This window comes from Streptomyces marispadix (assembly GCF_022524345.1).
Lineage (GTDB): Bacteria > Actinomycetota > Actinomycetes > Streptomycetales > Streptomycetaceae > Streptomyces > Streptomyces marispadix.
On the sequence record NZ_JAKWJU010000002.1, the window covers coordinates 1602617 to 1619196 of the forward strand.

13 protein-coding genes, 1 pseudogene and 1 riboswitch are annotated in these 16580 nt (G+C 72.1%); of the genes and pseudogenes, 11 read left to right on the plus strand and 3 right to left on the minus strand.

The features are described 5' to 3' along the window. The first annotated feature begins 33 nt into the window (after nucleotides 1-33). Nucleotides 34-447 (plus strand): VOC family protein, encoded by a 414-nt coding sequence (locus MMA15_RS06890; protein WP_241058199.1) that lies wholly within the window; start codon nucleotides 34-36, stop codon nucleotides 445-447. 106 nt (nucleotides 448-553) lie between these two features. Here MMA15_RS06890 and cutA read toward each other — a convergent pair whose 3' ends face one another. Both cutA and MMA15_RS06900 read right to left on the minus strand, forming a co-directional pair. Then, nucleotides 554-886 (minus strand): divalent-cation tolerance protein CutA, encoded by a 333-nt coding sequence (cutA, locus tag MMA15_RS06895; RefSeq protein ID WP_241058201.1) that lies wholly within the window; start codon nucleotides 884-886, stop codon nucleotides 554-556. A gap of 131 nt (nucleotides 887-1017) precedes the next feature. After that, complete coding sequence (locus MMA15_RS06900; protein WP_241058203.1) at nucleotides 1018-2877, minus strand: short-chain fatty acid transporter; 1860 nt, start codon at nucleotides 2875-2877, stop codon at nucleotides 1018-1020. 146 nt (nucleotides 2878-3023) lie between these two features. On the opposite strand from MMA15_RS06900, the gene MMA15_RS06905 reads away from it, so the two are divergent. From MMA15_RS06905 to MMA15_RS06915, 3 genes are read left to right on the plus strand one after another with little or no spacing between them, the layout of a single operon-like run. Beyond that, nucleotides 3024-4403, plus strand: coding sequence for an NAD(P)/FAD-dependent oxidoreductase (locus MMA15_RS06905; RefSeq protein ID WP_241058205.1), 1380 nt, complete (start codon nucleotides 3024-3026; stop codon nucleotides 4401-4403). Nucleotides 4404-4444: 41 nt separating this feature from the next. After that, entirely contained in the window at nucleotides 4445-7159 is a 2715-nt protein-coding gene (gene nirB, locus MMA15_RS06910; RefSeq protein ID WP_241063050.1) for a nitrite reductase large subunit NirB, read from the plus strand. After that, nucleotides 7156-7599 (plus strand): nitrite reductase small subunit NirD, encoded by a 444-nt coding sequence (locus MMA15_RS06915; RefSeq protein WP_277400062.1) that lies wholly within the window; start codon nucleotides 7156-7158, stop codon nucleotides 7597-7599. The genes nirB and MMA15_RS06915 overlap by 4 nt, the downstream gene beginning before the upstream one ends. A 180-nt stretch (nucleotides 7600-7779) precedes the next feature. Here the strand turns inward: MMA15_RS06915 and MMA15_RS06920 are convergent, their stop codons facing one another. After that, nucleotides 7780-8217 (minus strand): MarR family winged helix-turn-helix transcriptional regulator, encoded by a 438-nt coding sequence (locus tag MMA15_RS06920; protein ID WP_241058206.1) that lies wholly within the window; start codon nucleotides 8215-8217, stop codon nucleotides 7780-7782. Nucleotides 8218-8567: 350 nt separating this feature from the next. On the opposite strand from MMA15_RS06920, the gene pcaH reads away from it, so the two are divergent. The 7 genes and pseudogenes from pcaH to MMA15_RS27810 all read left to right on the plus strand — a co-directional run bounded on the left by pcaH (nucleotide 8568) and on the right by MMA15_RS27810 (nucleotide 16440). Then, entirely contained in the window at nucleotides 8568-9335 is a 768-nt protein-coding gene (pcaH, locus tag MMA15_RS06925; RefSeq protein ID WP_241058208.1) for a protocatechuate 3,4-dioxygenase subunit beta, read from the plus strand. After that, entirely contained in the window at nucleotides 9335-9970 is a 636-nt protein-coding gene (gene pcaG / locus MMA15_RS06930; protein ID WP_241058210.1) for a protocatechuate 3,4-dioxygenase subunit alpha, read from the plus strand. Before pcaH ends, pcaG begins: the two co-directional genes overlap by 1 nt. A gap of 142 nt (nucleotides 9971-10112) precedes the next feature. Then, nucleotides 10113-11561, plus strand: a pseudogene (locus MMA15_RS06935) (class-II fumarase/aspartase family protein); the annotation flags it as partial. Nucleotides 11562-11902: 341 nt separating this feature from the next. After that, nucleotides 11903-12751: an alpha/beta fold hydrolase gene (locus tag MMA15_RS06940; protein WP_241058211.1), complete on the plus strand. Its 849-nt coding sequence runs from the start codon at nucleotides 11903-11905 to the stop codon at nucleotides 12749-12751. Between the two features lie 193 nt (nucleotides 12752-12944). Beyond that, the gene (locus MMA15_RS06945; RefSeq protein ID WP_241058212.1) at nucleotides 12945-13862 is read left to right on the plus strand and encodes an oxidoreductase; all 918 of its coding nucleotides are present in this window, start codon (nucleotides 12945-12947) and stop codon (nucleotides 13860-13862) included. Nucleotides 13863-14158: 296 nt separating this feature from the next. Then, nucleotides 14159-14968 carry a response regulator gene (locus tag MMA15_RS06950; protein ID WP_241058213.1) on the plus strand — a complete coding sequence of 270 codons (810 nt, stop codon included), beginning with the start codon at nucleotides 14159-14161 and terminating at the stop codon, nucleotides 14966-14968. Nucleotides 14969-15223: 255 nt separating this feature from the next. After that, a riboswitch (cyclic di-AMP (ydaO/yuaA leader) is annotated at nucleotides 15224-15406 on the plus strand. A 5-nt stretch (nucleotides 15407-15411) separates the two neighbouring features. Continuing rightward, nucleotides 15412-16440 (plus strand): transglycosylase family protein, encoded by a 1029-nt coding sequence (locus MMA15_RS27810; protein WP_277400063.1) that lies wholly within the window; start codon nucleotides 15412-15414, stop codon nucleotides 16438-16440. The last annotated feature ends 140 nt before the right edge of the window (nucleotides 16441-16580 follow it).

The window sequence follows — 16580 nt, forward strand, 5'->3', positions numbered from 1 at the left end:
GTACAGGGAAAAACAGCGGAAAGGCGGCAGAACGTGTCTACGAAGATCTTCGTCAATCTCCCCGTTCAGGACCTCGACAAGTCCAGGGACTTCTTCTCCCGGCTCGGCTACTCCTTCAACTCGCAGTTCTCGGACGACAACTGCGCATGCCTCGTCATCAGCGACGACATCTTCGCGATGCTGCTCACGGAGCCCTTCTTCAAGTCGTTCACGAAGAAGGAGATCGCCGACTCCCGTAACAGCACCGAGGTGATGCTCGCGCTGAGCGCCGACAGCAGAGCGGACGTCGACGAACTCGCCGACAAGGCGCTGGCGGCCGGAGGCCGCGCCGCGGGCGACCCCCAGGACCACGGCTTCATGTACGGGCGCAGCTTCTACGACCTCGACGACCACCACTGGGAGGTCGTGTGGATGGACCCGGCCGTCATAGAGCAGCAGGAGAGCTGAACGGCCGAACGGTACGGGCGCGGCGGGGAGTGCACCGCCGCCGGCGCCTGCCCGTGCCGCGACGCGGACGCCCCCGGAGGCCGACGGCCCCCGGGGGCCCGGGACTTCACCCGGCCGAGGTCTCCTCCTCGACCCAGGCGAGATACGCCTCGCCGCCGCGCACCACCGGGGTGGCGATGATCTCCGGTACGTCGTAGTCGTGCTCCCGGTCGATGTACGCCTCCAGCGCCTCGTAGCGAGCGCTGCTCGTCTTGAACAGCACCTGCCACTCCGGGTCGTTCTGTACGGCGCCCTCCCAGCGGTACACGGAGGTGACGGGTGCGCTGATCTGCGCGCAGGCGGCCACCCGTTCGCGTACGGCACCGGCCGCCAGCTCGCGTGCCTTCTCCTCGCTGCCGGTCGTCGTCAGCACGGTCAAGAACCTGGGCTCGTCGCTCATGGCTCCACCTTGTCACCGGTGGCCGACGCGCCGCGCCCGCTCCCCCGACGTCGTGCGGCCGTACTGCCGTGCTCCGGCGCTGCGGTGCTGCCGTACTGGTGCGCTGTCGTACGGCCGTACTGCCGTGCACGTCACGGGAACGGCAGCGTCCCCGCGAGCACGGTCACCATCACGAGCACGGCGGGGAAGCAGGCGAGGAACATCGCGAAGGTGTAGCCCATGATGTCGCGGGCCTTGAGCCCCAGGATCGCCAGCGTCGGAAGCATCCAGAACGGCTGGAGCAGATTCGCCGACGCCTCGCCGAGGTCGTAGACGACGACCATCCAGCCCTGGTCGACATGGAGCCGGTTCGCCGCGTCGATGACGTAGGGCGCCTCGATGACCCACTTGCTGCCGCCGCTCGGTACGAAGACGCCCAGCACCGCCGAGTAGACGGCGATCAGCGGTGCGAAGAAGACCTCGTTGGAGACGCTGACCAGCCAGCCCGCCACCTGCTTGGAGATGCCGGTGAAGGCGATCATGCCGAAGATGCCGCCGTAGAACGGGAATTGGAGCAGCACGCCGGAGGCAGCGGGCGCTCCGCGCCGCACCGCGTCGACCATCCGTATGGGACGCCAGTGCAGGCACAGCGCCAGCAGCAGCAGGATCAGATTGACGGTGTTCAGATCGAGCGCCGCGATCGGGTTCCCCTCCGCCGCGGCGAAGTGCCGTACGAGATACCACAGGCCCAGCAGCCCGATCAGGACGGTGAAGACGGGGCTGCTCTCCAGCCAGTCTCCGGGCCGCGAACGGCGCGCCTCCACGGTCTTCTCCCCCACCAGCGGCCGCAGTTCGATGCCCAGGTCCTCGGCGGTCTTCGCCCGCGACGGCGACGGCGTCAGGAACCACGCCATAGTGAGGGCGACGGCGAAGACCACGGCCGTGGCCAGCAGGCTCTGCCAGGTGAAGACCGTCTCGGTGAGCGGGATGACCCCGTCGCCGCCGCGTCCTTCCGCGATGACGTCCCGCACGGGCTTGGGGCTGGAGGCCTCGCTGGCGACCTGGAGCGCGGCGGACCCGGACAGCCCCTGCGCCCACACCGTGCCCAGCCCGAGGAAGGCCATCGCGCCGATCGCGCGGTAGTCGACGCCCCGTACGACGCGGGCGGTCTCCTTGGCGAGGATGGCGGAGAAGACCAGGCTGAACGCCCAGTTGAGATACGAACTGGCCATCGCCACCGCGGCGGTGAAGGTGATCGCCGCGCGGGGCGACCGCGGTATCCGCGCCATCCTGGCTATCAGCTTCGCGACGGGAGCCGAGACCGCGACCGCGTACCCACCGATGATGATCATCGCCATCTGGAGGGTGAACTCGATCAGCGACCAGAAGCCCTTGCCCCAGGAGTCGACGAGCGTGGCGGGGCGCTCACCCGTCGACAGCCCGAGCGCGAAGATCAGGAACGTGCCGACGAGTACGAAGCCGAAGGCGTCCGGAAGCCACTTCTCCGTGAAGGCGGTGAACCGCAGCGCGGTGCGCGCCAGCAGCGTCTCCCTCGGCTCCGCTCCGGCCGGCTCCCCGGCGTTCCGGGTGCTCCCTGCGTTACCGGCGCCGCCGGTGCCGTCGTCTTGCGCGGTCGTCTCCGGCCCGCGGGGCTTGTCCTTCTCTCCCGCAGCCTCGGTCCCGTCGTTCCTGGCCATGGTCCACCTCGCTCGCTCCGGGCCCGGTCCGTCCCGGCGCATCCTGACGAGCGGAGTACGCGAGGGGAAGCTGCCGCCTGCGCAAAGTTGCAGAACCGGAAGCATGTTGGCGACGGAGCCCATGCGATGGGGCCGAGCTATGGGGCGCGTGAACATTGCGCGCGGGCGGGGGTTGAGAGCGGCGGCGCGCAGTACGGCGATCCTGAAGCCCTCACGGAAGCACTCGGACTCCGGACGGCCTTCACGAGCCGCCGCTTCCTTGATGATCCGCAGATACTCCTCGTCGACCATGACGGTCGTCTTCTTCAGCGACATTAAGGTTGTGGAACCTCCAACCAGCACATTGACCGTCGGCCGCGCGAACGTCTCACACACCGCCTGCCCGCCCGCTGAGGGCACCGTTCCCCTGGGGAAACAGCGGTGATGCGGTGGGGTAACAGGCAGCGCGCAGGCTCGTTGCCATGGACTTGCGGAGCGCGCGGCAGCGGGTGGTGGTGATCGGCGGCGGCATGGCCGGGGCGCGGCTCGCCCAGGCGCTGGGTGCCGCGGGCGCCGCCCCCGGCGCGGGCGCCGCCGTGGATCTCACAGTCGTCGGCGAGGAGTCCCACGCCCCGTACAACCGGGTACTGCTCGCCGATGTGCTCGCCGGGCGGTACGCGCCGGACGTCGTCGCGCTTCCCGCGAGCCGGGCCCGGTGGCTGCGCGGGGTGCGTGCCGTACGGATCGACCGTGCCGAGCGGCGCGTCGTGTGCGACGACGGCGGCGTACTCCCCTACGACACTCTGGTGCTGGCCACGGGCGCCAACCCCGTACTGCCGCCGCTGCGCGGCCTGTTCACACCCGGCGGAGGCGAACTCCCCGACGGCGTGAGGGCGTTCCGCACCATGGACGACTGTCTCGCCCTGCACGCGGAGGTGCGGCCCGGCATACCGGCGGTGGTGGTCGGCGGCGGGCTGCTCGGCGTCTCCGCTGCACGGGCGCTGGCCCGCCGCGGCGCGCAGGTCGTGCTCGCGCATCAGGGCGAACGCCTCATGGAGCGTCAACTCGACGCCGCTTCCGCCGAGTTGCTGCGGCGCCACCTGGAAGAGCTGGGCGTGGAGGTGCATACGGAGTGCCGGGTACGCGGTCTGCTCACGGGACCCGCCGACGAGCGCACGTCCGAAGCCGGAGGCGCCCGGACGGCCCGCCCCGGAGGCGGCCACGACTCTCGGCCCCAGGCACCCGCCACGCGCACCCGCCCGCAGGGTCCACGCGCCGTACACGCCGTCCAACTCGCCGACGGCCACGCCCTCGACGCCCGGCTCGTCGTGCTCGCCTGCGGAGTACGCCCCCGTACCGGGCTCGCCGAGGCGGCCGGTCTCACCGTCTCCCGCGGCGTCGTCGTCGACGACCGGCTGCGTACGAGCGATCCGCGCATCCACGCCGTCGGCGACTGCGCCGAGCACCGAGGCGTCCTCTACGGGCTCGCCGGACCGGCGCAGGAGCAGGCCGACGCCCTGGCCCGCGTCATCGCCGACGGCTCCGCCGCGGCGGCCTACGGCGGCACCCGCTCCCTCACCCGCCTCACGCTCGCGGGCGGTGAAGGGGCCCGACAGCCCCTGGACCTGGCCGCGTTCGGCGATCCGCTTCCCCGCGAGGACGACGACGTCGTCAGCCTCACCGACGCCACCCGAGGCGTCCACCGCAAGGTCGTCGTCCGCGACGACAGGCTCGTCGGCGGCATCCTCCTCGGCGATCTCGCCGCGGTCGGCACGCTCGCCCGTACCTATGAGACCGGCGAAACGCTGCCGCCCGAGCCGCTGCTGCACCTGCTCACCCACGACGGAGAGGCCCTTCGATGACAGCGACGCCGAGGACGTCCGGGACACCCGCGACATCCGCGATGCCGCAGAAGACCGCGACCGCGAAACCGACGATCGTGCTGGTCGGTCATGGAATGGTCGGTCAGCGCTTCCTGGAGGCCCTGGCCGCTCGCGGCGTCACCGCGGCCGCACGCGTGGTGGTGCTGTGCGAGGAGCCGCGCCCGGCCTACGACCGGGTGCGGCTCACCTCGTACTTCTCCGGCACGACCCCTGCCGAACTCGCCCTGTGCGACGAGGACTTCGTCTCCGAGCACGGCATCGAGCTGCACCTGGGCGACCCCGCCGTCGCCGTCGACCGCGAGCGCCGCAATGTCACCTCACGCTCGGGGCTGACCGTCGGCTACGACGTGCTGGTGATGGCCACCGGGTCGTATCCCTTCGTGCCGCCCGTCCCCGGCAGCGACGCCGCCGGCTGCTTCGTCTACCGCACCGTCGACGACCTCCTCGCCATCGAGGAGTACGCGAAGAACTCGGCACGCACCGGCGTCGTCGTGGGCGGCGGGCTGCTGGGCCTGGAGGCCGCGGGTGCGCTGCGGGGGCTCGGACTGCGCACGCACATCGTCGAGTTGAGCGAACGGCTGATGGCGCTCCAGGTCGACGCGGGAGGCGGCGCGGCGCTGCGCCGCACCCTCGAAGGGATGGAGCTGGAGGTGAGTACCGGCGTCGCGGCCGAGGAGATCGTCACCGGCGAGGGCGGCAGCGGAGGCGGCCCGGGTGCCGTGACGGCCATGGCGCTCTCGGACGGGTCCCGGCTGCCCACCGACATGGTCGTCTTCGCAGCCGGGGTGCGCCCCCGCGACCAGCTCGCTCGCGAGGCCGGTCTGGCCACGGGCGGGCGCGGCGGCATCACGGTCGACGAGCGGTGCCGCACGGACGACCCCGACGTGTATGCGATCGGCGAGTGCGCCGAGGCCGCCGACGGGACGGTCTACGGGCTTGTCGCGCCCGGCTACGAGATGGCGGAGACGGCCGCGGACGCCGTCGCGGCCCGGCTGGCGGACGCGGACCGGCCGGCGGGCGCCGCCAGGCCGGAGGAGCCCCGCAGCTTCACCGGCGCCGACACCTCGACCAAGCTGAAACTCCTCGGCGTCGACGTCGCGTCGTTCGGCGACGCGCACGGCGCGGCCGGCGCAGGCAGCCTCGACGTCGTCTACTCCGACTCCCGCGCGGGGGTCTACAAGAAGCTGGTGGTCTCCCCCGAGGGGACGCTGCTCGGTGGCGTACTCGTCGGCGACGCCGAGTCCTACGGCACGCTGCGGGCGCTCACCGGCACCGTGCCGCCCGTACCGCCGGAGTCGCTGGTGCTCCCGCCCGGCAGCGGCGACGGCTCCGCCGCGGGCGGGGCAGGCGGGCTGGGCCCCGCCGCGCTGCCCGACACCGCGGTCGTCTGCAACTGCCACCACGTCGACAAGGGCGCCGTCCGCGCCGCCGTCTCCGAACTGGGGTGCACGGACGCGGCGTCGGTGCGCAAGTGCACCAAGGCCGGTACGGGGTGCGGCAGTTGCGTCAAGGTCGTCGGCCAGATCGTGGACGCCGAGCTGGAGGCCAACGGCGTGGCCGTCGACAAGGGGCTGTGCGGCTGCTTCGCCCGCACACGCGCCGAGCTGTACGAGATCGTACGCACGCTGCGGCTGACGTCCTTCGCCGAACTGCTGGAGTCCCACGGCCGCGAGGAGGCACGCGACGGCGAGGGCTGCGAGGTGTGCAAACCCGCGGTGGCCTCGATCATCGCCTCGCTCGCTCCCTCCATCGGCGCCGGCGGTCACGTACTGGACGGCGAACAGGCCGCGTTGCAGGACACCAACGACCACTTCCTCGCCAACCTCCAGCGCAACGGCTCGTATTCGGTCGTGCCCCGCGTGCCCGGCGGTGAGATCACCCCGGAGAAGCTGATCGTGATCGGCGAGGTGGCAAGGGACTTCGGCCTCTACACGAAGATCACGGGCGGTCAGCGCATCGACTTGTTCGGCGCCCGCGTGGACCAGCTTCCGGCCGTGTGGGCACGCCTCGTCGAGGCGGGTTTCGAGTCGGGCCACGCGTACGGAAAGGCGCTGCGCACCGTCAAGTCCTGTGTGGGCAGCACCTGGTGCCGCTACGGCGTGCAGGACAGCGTCCGCATGGCGATCGACCTCGAACTGCGGTACCGGGGGCTGCGTTCGCCGCACAAGCTGAAGGCGGCCGTATCGGGCTGCGCCCGTGAGTGCGCGGAGGCGATGGGCAAGGACTTCGGGGTGATCGCCACGTCGTCCGGCTGGAATCTGTACGTGGGCGGCAACGGCGGGGCGACGCCGCGCCACGCGGACCTGCTCGCGCAGGACCTCGACGACGGCGAACTGGTGCGCCTGACCGACCGGTTCCTGATGTTCTACATCCGCACCGCCGACCGGCTGGAGCGGACCTCGGCCTGGCTGGAGCGCATCGAGGGCGGGCTGGAGCACGTCAGGGACGTCGTGGTGCACGACTCGCTGGGGCTGTGCGGCGAGTTGGAGGCGCTGATGGCCGAGCACGTGGCGCACTACCGCGACGAGTGGTCCGAGACCCTGGCCGACCCGGAGAAGCTGGCCCGCTTCGTGTCGTTCGTCAACGCACCCGACGTTCCCGACCCCGCGGTGCGCTTCGTGGCCGAACGCGACCAGATCAAGCCGGACTTGACGCTTCTCTCCGGCCCGGACATCCCCGTGCGCGCCACCGGTGGCGTACGCACTGCCGAACTCGAAGGGACGGTCACCCGATGACGACCATGACGACGGACATGACGACGGACGTGGCAACGGAGGAGACGAGGGCCGGGGCGGCCGGGGCGGCGGACACCGGCACCGGCACTGGCACTGGCGGGGCGGCGGTCGCCGCCCGCAGTCTCCAAGTGCGCGACGAGCAGGGCTGGTTCACGGTGTGCGCCCTGGACGGGCTGACTCCCGGACGCGGAGTGGCGGCGCTGCTGCGCGACGGATCGCAGGCCGCGGTCTTCCTCGACCGCGCCGGACGTACGTATGTCGTGGGCAACCGGGACCCGTTCACCGGTGCCTACGTCCTCTCCCGTGGGCTGCTCGGCTCCGCGGACGGCGTGCCGTTCGTCGCGTCTCCGCTGCTGAAGCAGCGCTTCGACCTGCGCAGCGGACGCTGCCTGGACGACGACGGGGTGAGCGTCCCGGTGTTCCGCTCCCGCACGCGCTGAGGGCGGGCGCGGTCCGGGGTCCGCGCGCCACGCACCGCGCACCGCGCACCACGCGCGGAACGGCCCTGGGCACGGTCCGCCTCGACCGGGCCCCGGCGCGGGCCAGTCGAGTCACGTACGGCGCCGGAGCGAGCGAGCCACGGCCCGGCGGCCGGTACCGGCTCCCGCCCCGGCCCGGACTCAGCCGCGCAGCTCCTCCGCCGCCTCCGCCACCCTCGCGATGAGCCGCAGCAGCGTCTCCTGCTCGCCGGCGTCGAGCGGCGCGAGGAAGACGCGGTTCATCCGGGCGGTGCGGGCGACGAGTCTGCGGTGCAGTCTGCGGCCGTCCTCCGTCAGCCTCAGCACATTGCGCCGCCCGTCCTCCGGGTCGCGCACCCGCTCGACCAGCTCCCGCCCGGCGAGGCGGGCCACCAGGTCGGCGATGGTGGACCGGTCGAGACGTACATGGTCGCTGAGGGTGCGCTGGTCCATGCCGGGCTTCTCCTCCAGCGCGTTGAGCACCGCGAACTGCGGTGACGTCGTCTCCTCGGAGACCATCGCGCCCCACAGCAGGGTGTGGGCCTGCTGAAGCCGACGGGCCAGATGCCCCGGGTGCGTGCTGAGATCGACCGCCGCCATGCGCTCCCCGCTCTCCCTCGCCCGCTGCCGCCACCCCGTGCGGCCCGGGACGGGACCGCCCCGGCGGGATTTTCCGATCGTGCACTGATTGATTCTGGTGTCCCACTGCTCAGGGTGTCGAGACTTCCCCGCGCTTTGGCCGCCGTCCTGCGTACCCGGTCTCACCTCGGCCTCACCGACCCGCACCACCCTTGACGCACTGCGCCCACAGTGGCAGCGTCGGAGCCATTCCGCAGAAATCGCTCAGCACACTGAGCATTTCGTGAGCTGCTCCGCGGCCGGTTCGTCGGTTCCGCCGCATGTGGCCGGCGACTCGTGCCCGTCCGCGAGAGCCGACAGGGAGTGCGTCCATGACCCTCACCCAGCGAGACATCGACCGCGAGGTCGCCGAGCTGCGTGACGCCTACGAGAGGTCACGCGCGGCCGGAGCCCCCGCCGCCGCCCATCCCTCCCGCGACTACGCCCCGTACCGCAGCAGCGTGCTGCGCCACCCCAAGCAGCCCCTGGTCCCGGTGGAGCCGGACCCCGAGACCGTCGAACTGCACACCCCGGTGTTCGGCCCGACGGACGTCACCGACACCGACAACGACCTGACGCGGCAGCACACCGGTGAACCGCTCGGCGAGCGCATCACCGTCTCCGGGCGGCTCCTGGACCGTGCGGGCCGCCCCGTTCGCGGCCAGCTCATCGAGCTGTGGCAGGCCAACGCCGCCGGACGCTACGCACATCTGCGCGACCAGCATCCCGCGCCGCTCGATCCCAACTTCACGGGCGTAGGGCGGACGTTGACCGGCGACGACGGCAGCTACAGCTTCACCACCATCAAGCCCGGCGCGTACCCGTGGCGCAATCACGAGAACGCCTGGCGGCCCGCCCACATCCACTTCTCGATCTTCGGCACCGCGTTCACGCAGCGGCTGGTGACGCAGATGTACTTCCCCGGCGACCCGCTCTTCGCCCACGACCCGATCCTCCAGTCCGTCACCGACGAGTCGGCGCGGCAGGCGCTCGTGGCGGCATACGACCACGGGCTCTCGCGCTCGGAGTGGTCGCTGGGCTACCGCTGGGACATCGTCCTCGACGGACCGTCCGCCACCTGGATCGAGGAGGGCCGCTGATGCACGGCACACACACAAGCGCGCACACCCCCGGCGGCGCCTCCCCTCAGCCGTCGCTTCAGCCGACCCCGTCCCACACCGTGGGCCCGTTCTACGGATACGCGCTGCCCTTCCCCGGCGGCGGCGACGTCGCGCCCACCGGCCACGGCGAGACCGTCACGGTGCACGGTCACGTCTACGACGGGTCGGGCGCGCCCGTGCCCGACGCACTGATCGAGCTGTGGCAGGCCGCGCCCGACGGGGACCTCGGCGGAGCGCCCGGTTCCATGCGGCGGGACCCCGTCGACGGCGGCCATCTCGGCCGTAACGGCGTGGACTTCACCGGCTTCGCCCGTGTGCCGACGGACGCGGACGGGCACTGGGCGGCACGCACGCTCAAGCCCGGCGCACGCCCGGGGCACGCGCCGTACATCAGCGTGTGCGTCTTCGCCCGCGGACTGCTGCACCACCTCTTCACCCGCGTGTACTTCCCGGAGGACACTCGGGCCCACGCCGAGGACCCTCTTCTCGCCTCGCTCGACGCCGGACGGCGCGAGACCCTGGTGGCTACGGCTGAACGTGCCGCCACAGGCTCGTACCGCTTCGACATCCGGCTTCAGGGCGAGAAGGAGACGGTCTTCCTTGACTTCCACTGATCCGGGCCACAGGCCGGGGGACGGAGACGACCGCGGCCCCCGCGCGGAGCCCCGCCCCGGCACAGGCGCAGGCGCGGAGCCCCGCCCCGGCAGCGGCGGCGGCCCCGGTGAGAGGCCGGGTCCCGGACCGGAGGACCACGGTCTGCTGGCACCCGCCCGTGCGGGCTCCGCAGCCGAGTCCGCCACCGGCGACGCCGCGGTCCTTCAGGCCCTGCTGGACGCCGAGGCCGCGCTGACCAGGGCCCAGGCCCGGCTTGGACTGGCGCCCGCGGAGTTCGCCTCGGCGGTCACGGACGCCGCCCGCGCCGACCGCTTCGACGTACGCGGCCTGGCGCTGCGCGCACGCTCCGGCGGCAATCCGGTGATTCCCCTGGTGGCGGACCTGACGGACGCCGTGGGGCCGGACGCCGCGCCGTATGTGCACCGGGGCGCCACCAGCCAGGACGTGCTCGACACCGCGCTGATGCTGGTCGCAGCCCGCACCCTGGACGCCGTACTGCCCGATCTGGACCGTACGGCGCGCGAACTGGCCGTCGTCGCCGCCGAGCACCGCGACACCCCCATGCCGGGGCGGACGCTGACCCAGCACGCCGTGCCGACGACCTTCGGCCTGAAGGTCGCGGGCTGGCGCAGCCTCGTACTGGACGCATACGACCGGCTGTCGGCGGCACGGGCGGCGCTCCCCGTCCAACTGGGCGGCGCGGCGGGCACGCTGGCGGCGTTCACCGCTTACGCCGAGGCCGGGGGAGGCACGGTTGCGAGCACGGGCGCGGGAGGCGGAGGCGGCGACGGCTCCCGGCCGAGGACAGGTCCCGGCAGCCACGGCCCCGAGAAGGAGTCCTCGCACGGCGCGGCGCACGGCGTCCCCGCCACCGACCTGGGCCTTCGCCTGCTCGCCGCCTACGCTCGCGAACTGCCGCTCGCCGAACCGCCGTTGCCGTGGCACACCCTGCGCACCCCGGTCGCCGACCTCGGCACCGCGTGCGCGTTCGCGTGCGGTGCCCTGGGCAAGTTCGCCGCGGACGTACTGGTGCTCTCACGCAGCGAGATCGGTGAGGTCGCCGAGGGCGGCGGGGGCAGCTCGTCCGCCATGCCGCACAAGACGAACCCCGTGCGGGCCACGCTGATCGCCGCCGCCGCACGGCAGGCCACCGGCCTCGCCTCGACGGTGCTGTCGTCGCTGGCAGCCGAGGACGAACGGCCCGCGGGCGCCTGGCACGCCGAGTGGCAGCCGGTACGCGAACTGCTGCGGCTGACGGGCGGGTCCGCGCACTCCGCGGCCGAACTCGCCGAAGCGCTCCAGGTGTTCCCGTACCGCATGCACGAACATCTCGCCCTCACCGAGGGGTTGATCGTCAGCGAACGCTTCACCGCCGCCCTCGGACCGCTCCTCGGCCGTGCCCGCGCACGCAAGCTCCTCGACGCCGCCTCCCGTAAGGCCGTCGACGAGGGCATCACGCTGGACGAGGCGCTGGAGGAGGAAGAGCCCGCCCTGCGGGAGATGCTCTCCCAGGAGCGGCTGCACGATCTGACGGACCCCACGCGGTACACGGGCTCCGCGGCGGCCCTCACCGATCGCGCGCTGCGGCGCGGGGGCCGGGACCCGTGCATACGGCGGGGGCGGGCCCGGGAGCGCAACCGCAGGGACACCCGGAAGCGGAGCCGGGATCAGATCGAGGAGCGCATCCGGCCGAAAACGGGGCAGAAGACCGGAGAGAAGACGGGCCGGGCCACCGGACAGCACACCAGGCCGAGCACCCGGCGCAGCCCCCGGACGTGCCTCCGGCCGACCCCCCGGCGGATCAGCGCACGGCCCACGACACCGGAGAGCGGTGAAAGACCATCGGCAACGGAATCCCATCTCCCGCGTCGCCGGACGGCGCACGCGACCCCCGCAGCTCACGCAGCTCACGCAGGCCCGGAGACATCACCGTGACCGCTTCCGTCCCGTTCGATGCCGTGCCGCTCCCCCACCACCGGCTCGACGGGCCCGCCGACGGCAAGCCGATGATCCTCGGCCCGTCCCTGGGCACCTCGCTGGCCGTCTGGGAACCCCAGCTCCCGGCGCTGATCCGCAGCCACCGCGTGCTGCGCTGGGACCTGCCGGGCCACGGCGCCTCGCCCGCCGAGCCGATGGCCGGTTCGTCCAGCGAACTCATCCCCACCGACGGCACCGCCACCGTCGGCCACCTCGCCGAACTGGTGCTGCGCACCGCCGACGCACAGGGCTGGGACGAGTTCGCCTACGCCGGTGTCTCGCTGGGCGGCGCCGTCGGACTGCACCTCGCGGTCCACAACCCGGAGCGGCTGACCTCGCTCTCCGTGGTGTGCTCCTCGGCCCGCTTCGGGGAGCCGTCCGCGTGGCGCACGCGTGCGGCGGGCGTGAGGGCGCACGGCACCGAATCGATGATCGCGTCGCGGCCTGGCGTGTGGTTCGGCCCCGGGTCCGAGTACGAGAGCACCCCGCACGGTGCCGCGATGATCGAGGACCTGCGCTGGACCGACGCCGCCGGGTACGCGGCCTGCTGCGACGCCCTCGCGCGCTTCGATCTGCGCGACCGGCTCGCCGAGGTGACGGTGCCGACGCTCGCGGTCGCCGGCGGCGCCGACCCGGCCACCCCGCCCGAGCACGCCCGTGAGATCGCCGACGGCATCCCGGGCGCGAAGCTGATCGAGGTTCCGGGTGCCGCTCATCTCGCGAACGCCGAGTGCCCTGATCCGGTCACCGCCGCGCTGGTCGTACACCACGACGGGCTGCCCGAGCAGACCGACCGGCAGTGAACGGGCGGGGGAGCGAGCCGGTGCGCATGCCATGCGGATGGGCCGTGGGGGCGCCGGCTGACGGCCCTGAGCCCCGTTCGCGCCTCGGTCCCGGTGACGGTCACGGTGGCGGTCGCCGTCGCGGTCCCGGTCGCGGCTCCCGTATGGGACGGCTCCCTCGCGCGGTACGCCCGCCCGCCATACGCTGAACCGCATGAGCTGGACAGCGCGCAGCATCCCCGACCAGAGCGGACGCACCGCTGTGGTGACGGGCGCCAACAGCGGGATCGGCTATGTGACCGCCCGCGAACTGGCGCGGCGCGGCGCCCGCGTGGTGCTCGCCTGCCGCAGCGAACAGCGCGGCGCGCTCGCCCTCGACCGGCTGATGTCCCAAGTGCCCGAGGCGCGTGCCGAGTTGCGTCTGCTGGACCTCGCGGACCTGCTGTCCGTACGGGACTTCGCCCGCACCCTGCCCTGCGAACGGCTCGATCTGCTGATCAACAACGCGGGCCTGATGGCGGTGCCCTACGCACGTACCGCCGACGGCTTCGAGATGCAGTTCGGCGTGAACCACCTGGGCCATTTCGCCCTCACCGGGCTGCTGTTGGAACGTCTGCTGGCGGCACCGGGCGCACGCGTCGTGACGGTCGCCAGCATGGCCCATGTGCTGTCCAACATCGATATGAGCGACCTCGGCAGCGAACGCCGCTACCGGCCCATGGCGGCCTACGGCGCGTCGAAGACGGCGAATCTGCTCTTCGTGCGGGAGCTGGCACACCGCGCCGACAACAAGGGGCTCGACCTGACCTCCACCGCCGCCCACCCCGGCTATGCGAGGACCGAGCTACAGACCAAGGGCCCACGACTGGCCGGGCAGCCGCGGCGTGAACGGATCACCAAGCTCGTCACCGACGCCGTCGGGGCCTCCGCCGACCAGGGGGCGGCACCGGTGCTGTACGCGGCGACCGCACCGTACGTACAGAGCGACTCGTTCTACGGGCCGCGCATCCTCGCGGTACGGGGCGGCCCGGGATCGGCCTGGCGGGCGCCATGGGCGCGGAACGACATCGCGGCCGGGCAGCTCTGGGCGGCCTCGGAGCGGCTGACGGGAGTGACCTACCGGGGGCTGTGAACGAACGCGCGGGCGCCGTGAACGGGCCCCGGGGCCTTGGTGTGCGGGCAGTGCGTCGGGCATGGTTTCCTGCGTCCGGACCGGACGGCCGGGATGCCCAGCCGCACGGGCCGCACTGATCGCCGGGACCGCTACGGGCCCAGCCGCCCACAAGGCCGGAATGTCCCCGGGTTCCGCGATTCGTACGATTCGGCGCTCAGGTCGCATTCGCCCCGTTCCGAACATGCGTGTCCCGTAGATCCCGTACATGCGCACACGACCAGCCTGCCGTCGCGGAGAGAGGAGAGGAGGCAGCCGTGATCCGAGTGCTCGTCGTCGACGACGACTTCATGGTGGCCCGGCTGCACAGCACCCTCGTCGAACAGGTGCCGGGGTTCACGGTCGTACGGGCCGTGCACAGCGGCAACGACGCCCTGGCGGCGGTGCGCGAACTCCGGCCCGATCTCGTGCTGCTGGACATGTACCTCCCCGACGTGCCCGGCCTGGAGGTCCTGCGCGAGCTCCGCGGTACGGCGGCCCCCGACGAGAGCCCGGACGTGCTGGTCGTCACGGCGGCGCGGGACGCGGCGACGGTGCGGGGCGCCCAGCGCGGCGGGGCGGTGCAGTACATCATCAAGCCCTTCGAGGGGCAGCTCCTCAGGGAGCGGCTGAGCCGGTACGCGGAGCGCCGCGCGGAGCTGGCCGCGCTCCACGCTCCCGAACAGGACGATGTCGACCGGCTCTTCGCGGGTGCGCCCGGCGAAGCGGCACCGGACGGCACGGACGGGGCCCGCACCGCCACGGGCACGGCCGACGCAGCCACGGCCACGTCCCCGCACCCCGCGGCCCCCGCGGCCCACACCCCGGCCCGCCTGCCCAAGGGCCTCACCGAGCAGACCGCGGAGCTGGTGCGCGCCACCCTCGAGGCCGCCGGCGGCAGCTCCGGCCTGTCCGCCTCCGAGTGCGCCGAGCGCAGCGGGCTCTCGCGCGTGAGCGCCCGCCGTTATCTGGAGCACTTCGTCTCCCTGGGGACCGCCCGCGTGACCCTCCGATACGGCACCACGGGCCGCCCGGAACGCCGCTACCACCGCGTGGACGCCCAAGAGGAGACATCGGGGTCCGCGTGATTCGCGCCACAGGCAATCAGTGACCAGAGTCACAAAGCCATTGCCGCCCGTCGGGCCGCATTCTCAATTCCCTTGCTTCGCAAGGACTATGGAGCATCAACCGGTGCCGACTGCCGGCCAATTCCGGTGATCTTCCCTCTCCTCGGTGCACTCAGCTTTCTTGTGAAGACGATTTTCTTCTGATTAACGTGCAACCCCACCGCGTCTCCCGTGCGGTGGTCCGCTGCCGGGACGCCTAATCCTGCCGCCCAGCGGCGGAAAACAACGCAATCCCAGCCCGGCAGGAGCGGGGGACCCAAAGTAAGTGCCGCGCGTTCCGCACCCAAGGTGCGCACGGCTAGGGGTGAAGCCGTATGCGAATGCCCCCTCGCATTCGCCGCGGCCGGGCAACTCCAGCCCGAATCCGACAGCTCACCTCGCAGGCGCAGGAGAGGAACAGCCCTATGTCCGGACGCGGTCGACACCGTCGTCAGCCCAATCGCCGTATCACGCGCAGAATGTCGCGCACTTCCCTCGCCATTACCGCCGGCGGTGCGGGCCTCGCCCTTCCGTTCGTCGGTACCGGCAGCGCTCACGCCGCCTCCGTCGACACCTGGGACAAGGTCGCCCAGTGCGAGTCCTCGGGGAACTGGTCCATCAACTCCGGCAACGGCTACTACGGCGGCCTCCAGTTCAGCCAGAGCACCTGGGCCGCCAACGGCGGCACGGAGTACGCGCCGCGCGCAGACCAGGCCACCAAGGAGGAGCAGATCAAGGTCGGCGAGAAGGTGCTCGACAGCCAGGGCGCAGGGGCCTGGCCGTCGTGCGGCCCGAAGGCCGGGCTCGGCAGCGACAGCGCGGCACCGGATCTCTCCTCGGACTCCGAGAAGGCCAAGCCCGCGGCGAAGCAGAAGAAGTCCGAGAAGGGCGACGACGAGCAGTACACCGTCGCGACCGGCGACACCCTCGCCGCGATCGCCCGCGAGCACGACACCGAGGGCGGCTGGCGGAAGCTCTACGAGGCCAACCGCAAGACCGTCGGATCAGACCCCGACCTGATCCACCCGGGCCAGAGGCTCGCCCTCTCCGGCGAGGCCCAGGACCAGGGCGGCCAGCCGCAGGGCGGCGGGGCACCGCAGGCCGGCGGCACGCACACGTCCGGTTCGAAGTACGGGAACACCCTCGACGGATGGATCCGCGAGGCTCTCGACATCATGAAGTCGAAGAGCATTCCCGGGACTTACGACGGCATCAAGCGGAACATCATGCGGGAGTCCGGCGGCAACCCGAACGCCGTCAACAACTGGGACATCAACGCCCAGAACGGCACCCCGTCCAAGGGTCTGCTCCAGACCATCAAGCCCACCTTCGACGCCTACCACGTCGAGGGCACGGCCGACAGCATGACCGACCCCGTCGCGAACATCGTGGCCGCGTGCAATTACGCGGCGGCCAGGTACGGCTCCATCGACAACGTCAACGGACCGTACTGACGCGACCGTTCGGCGGAATCCGGCTCCTCGGGACCTGCCGGACGATTCAGTGGTTCGCAAATTCGCGCCGCATTGCGGCCCGCCGTCGGCGGCCGTCCACGGGAACATTCCGGTGGACGGCCGCCGACGGCTTTCATTTG

Bases quoted from the DNA above. Each gene is read 5' to 3' on its own strand.
- MMA15_RS06920 (WP_241058206.1), bottom strand. From the start codon at position 8,217: ATGGCGGCGGTCGATCTCAGCACGCACCCGGGGCATCTGGCCCGTCGG.
- pcaG (WP_241058210.1), top strand. From the start codon at position 9,335: ATGCACGGCACACACACAAGCGCGCACACCCCCGGCGGCGCCTCCCCT.
- pcaH (WP_241058208.1), top strand. From the start codon at position 8,568: ATGACCCTCACCCAGCGAGACATCGACCGCGAGGTCGCCGAGCTGCGT.
- cutA (WP_241058201.1), bottom strand. From the start codon at position 886: ATGAGCGACGAGCCCAGGTTCTTGACCGTGCTGACGACGACCGGCAGC.
- MMA15_RS06945 (WP_241058212.1), top strand. From the start codon at position 12,945: ATGAGCTGGACAGCGCGCAGCATCCCCGACCAGAGCGGACGCACCGCT.
- MMA15_RS06915 (WP_277400062.1), top strand. From the start codon at position 7,156: ATGACGACCATGACGACGGACATGACGACGGACGTGGCAACGGAGGAG.
- MMA15_RS27810 (WP_277400063.1), top strand. From the start codon at position 15,412: ATGTCCGGACGCGGTCGACACCGTCGTCAGCCCAATCGCCGTATCACG.
- MMA15_RS06905 (WP_241058205.1), top strand. From the start codon at position 3,024: ATGGACTTGCGGAGCGCGCGGCAGCGGGTGGTGGTGATCGGCGGCGGC.
- nirB (WP_241063050.1), top strand. From the start codon at position 4,445: ATGCCGCAGAAGACCGCGACCGCGAAACCGACGATCGTGCTGGTCGGT.
- MMA15_RS06900 (WP_241058203.1), bottom strand. From the start codon at position 2,877: ATGTCGCTGAAGAAGACGACCGTCATGGTCGACGAGGAGTATCTGCGG.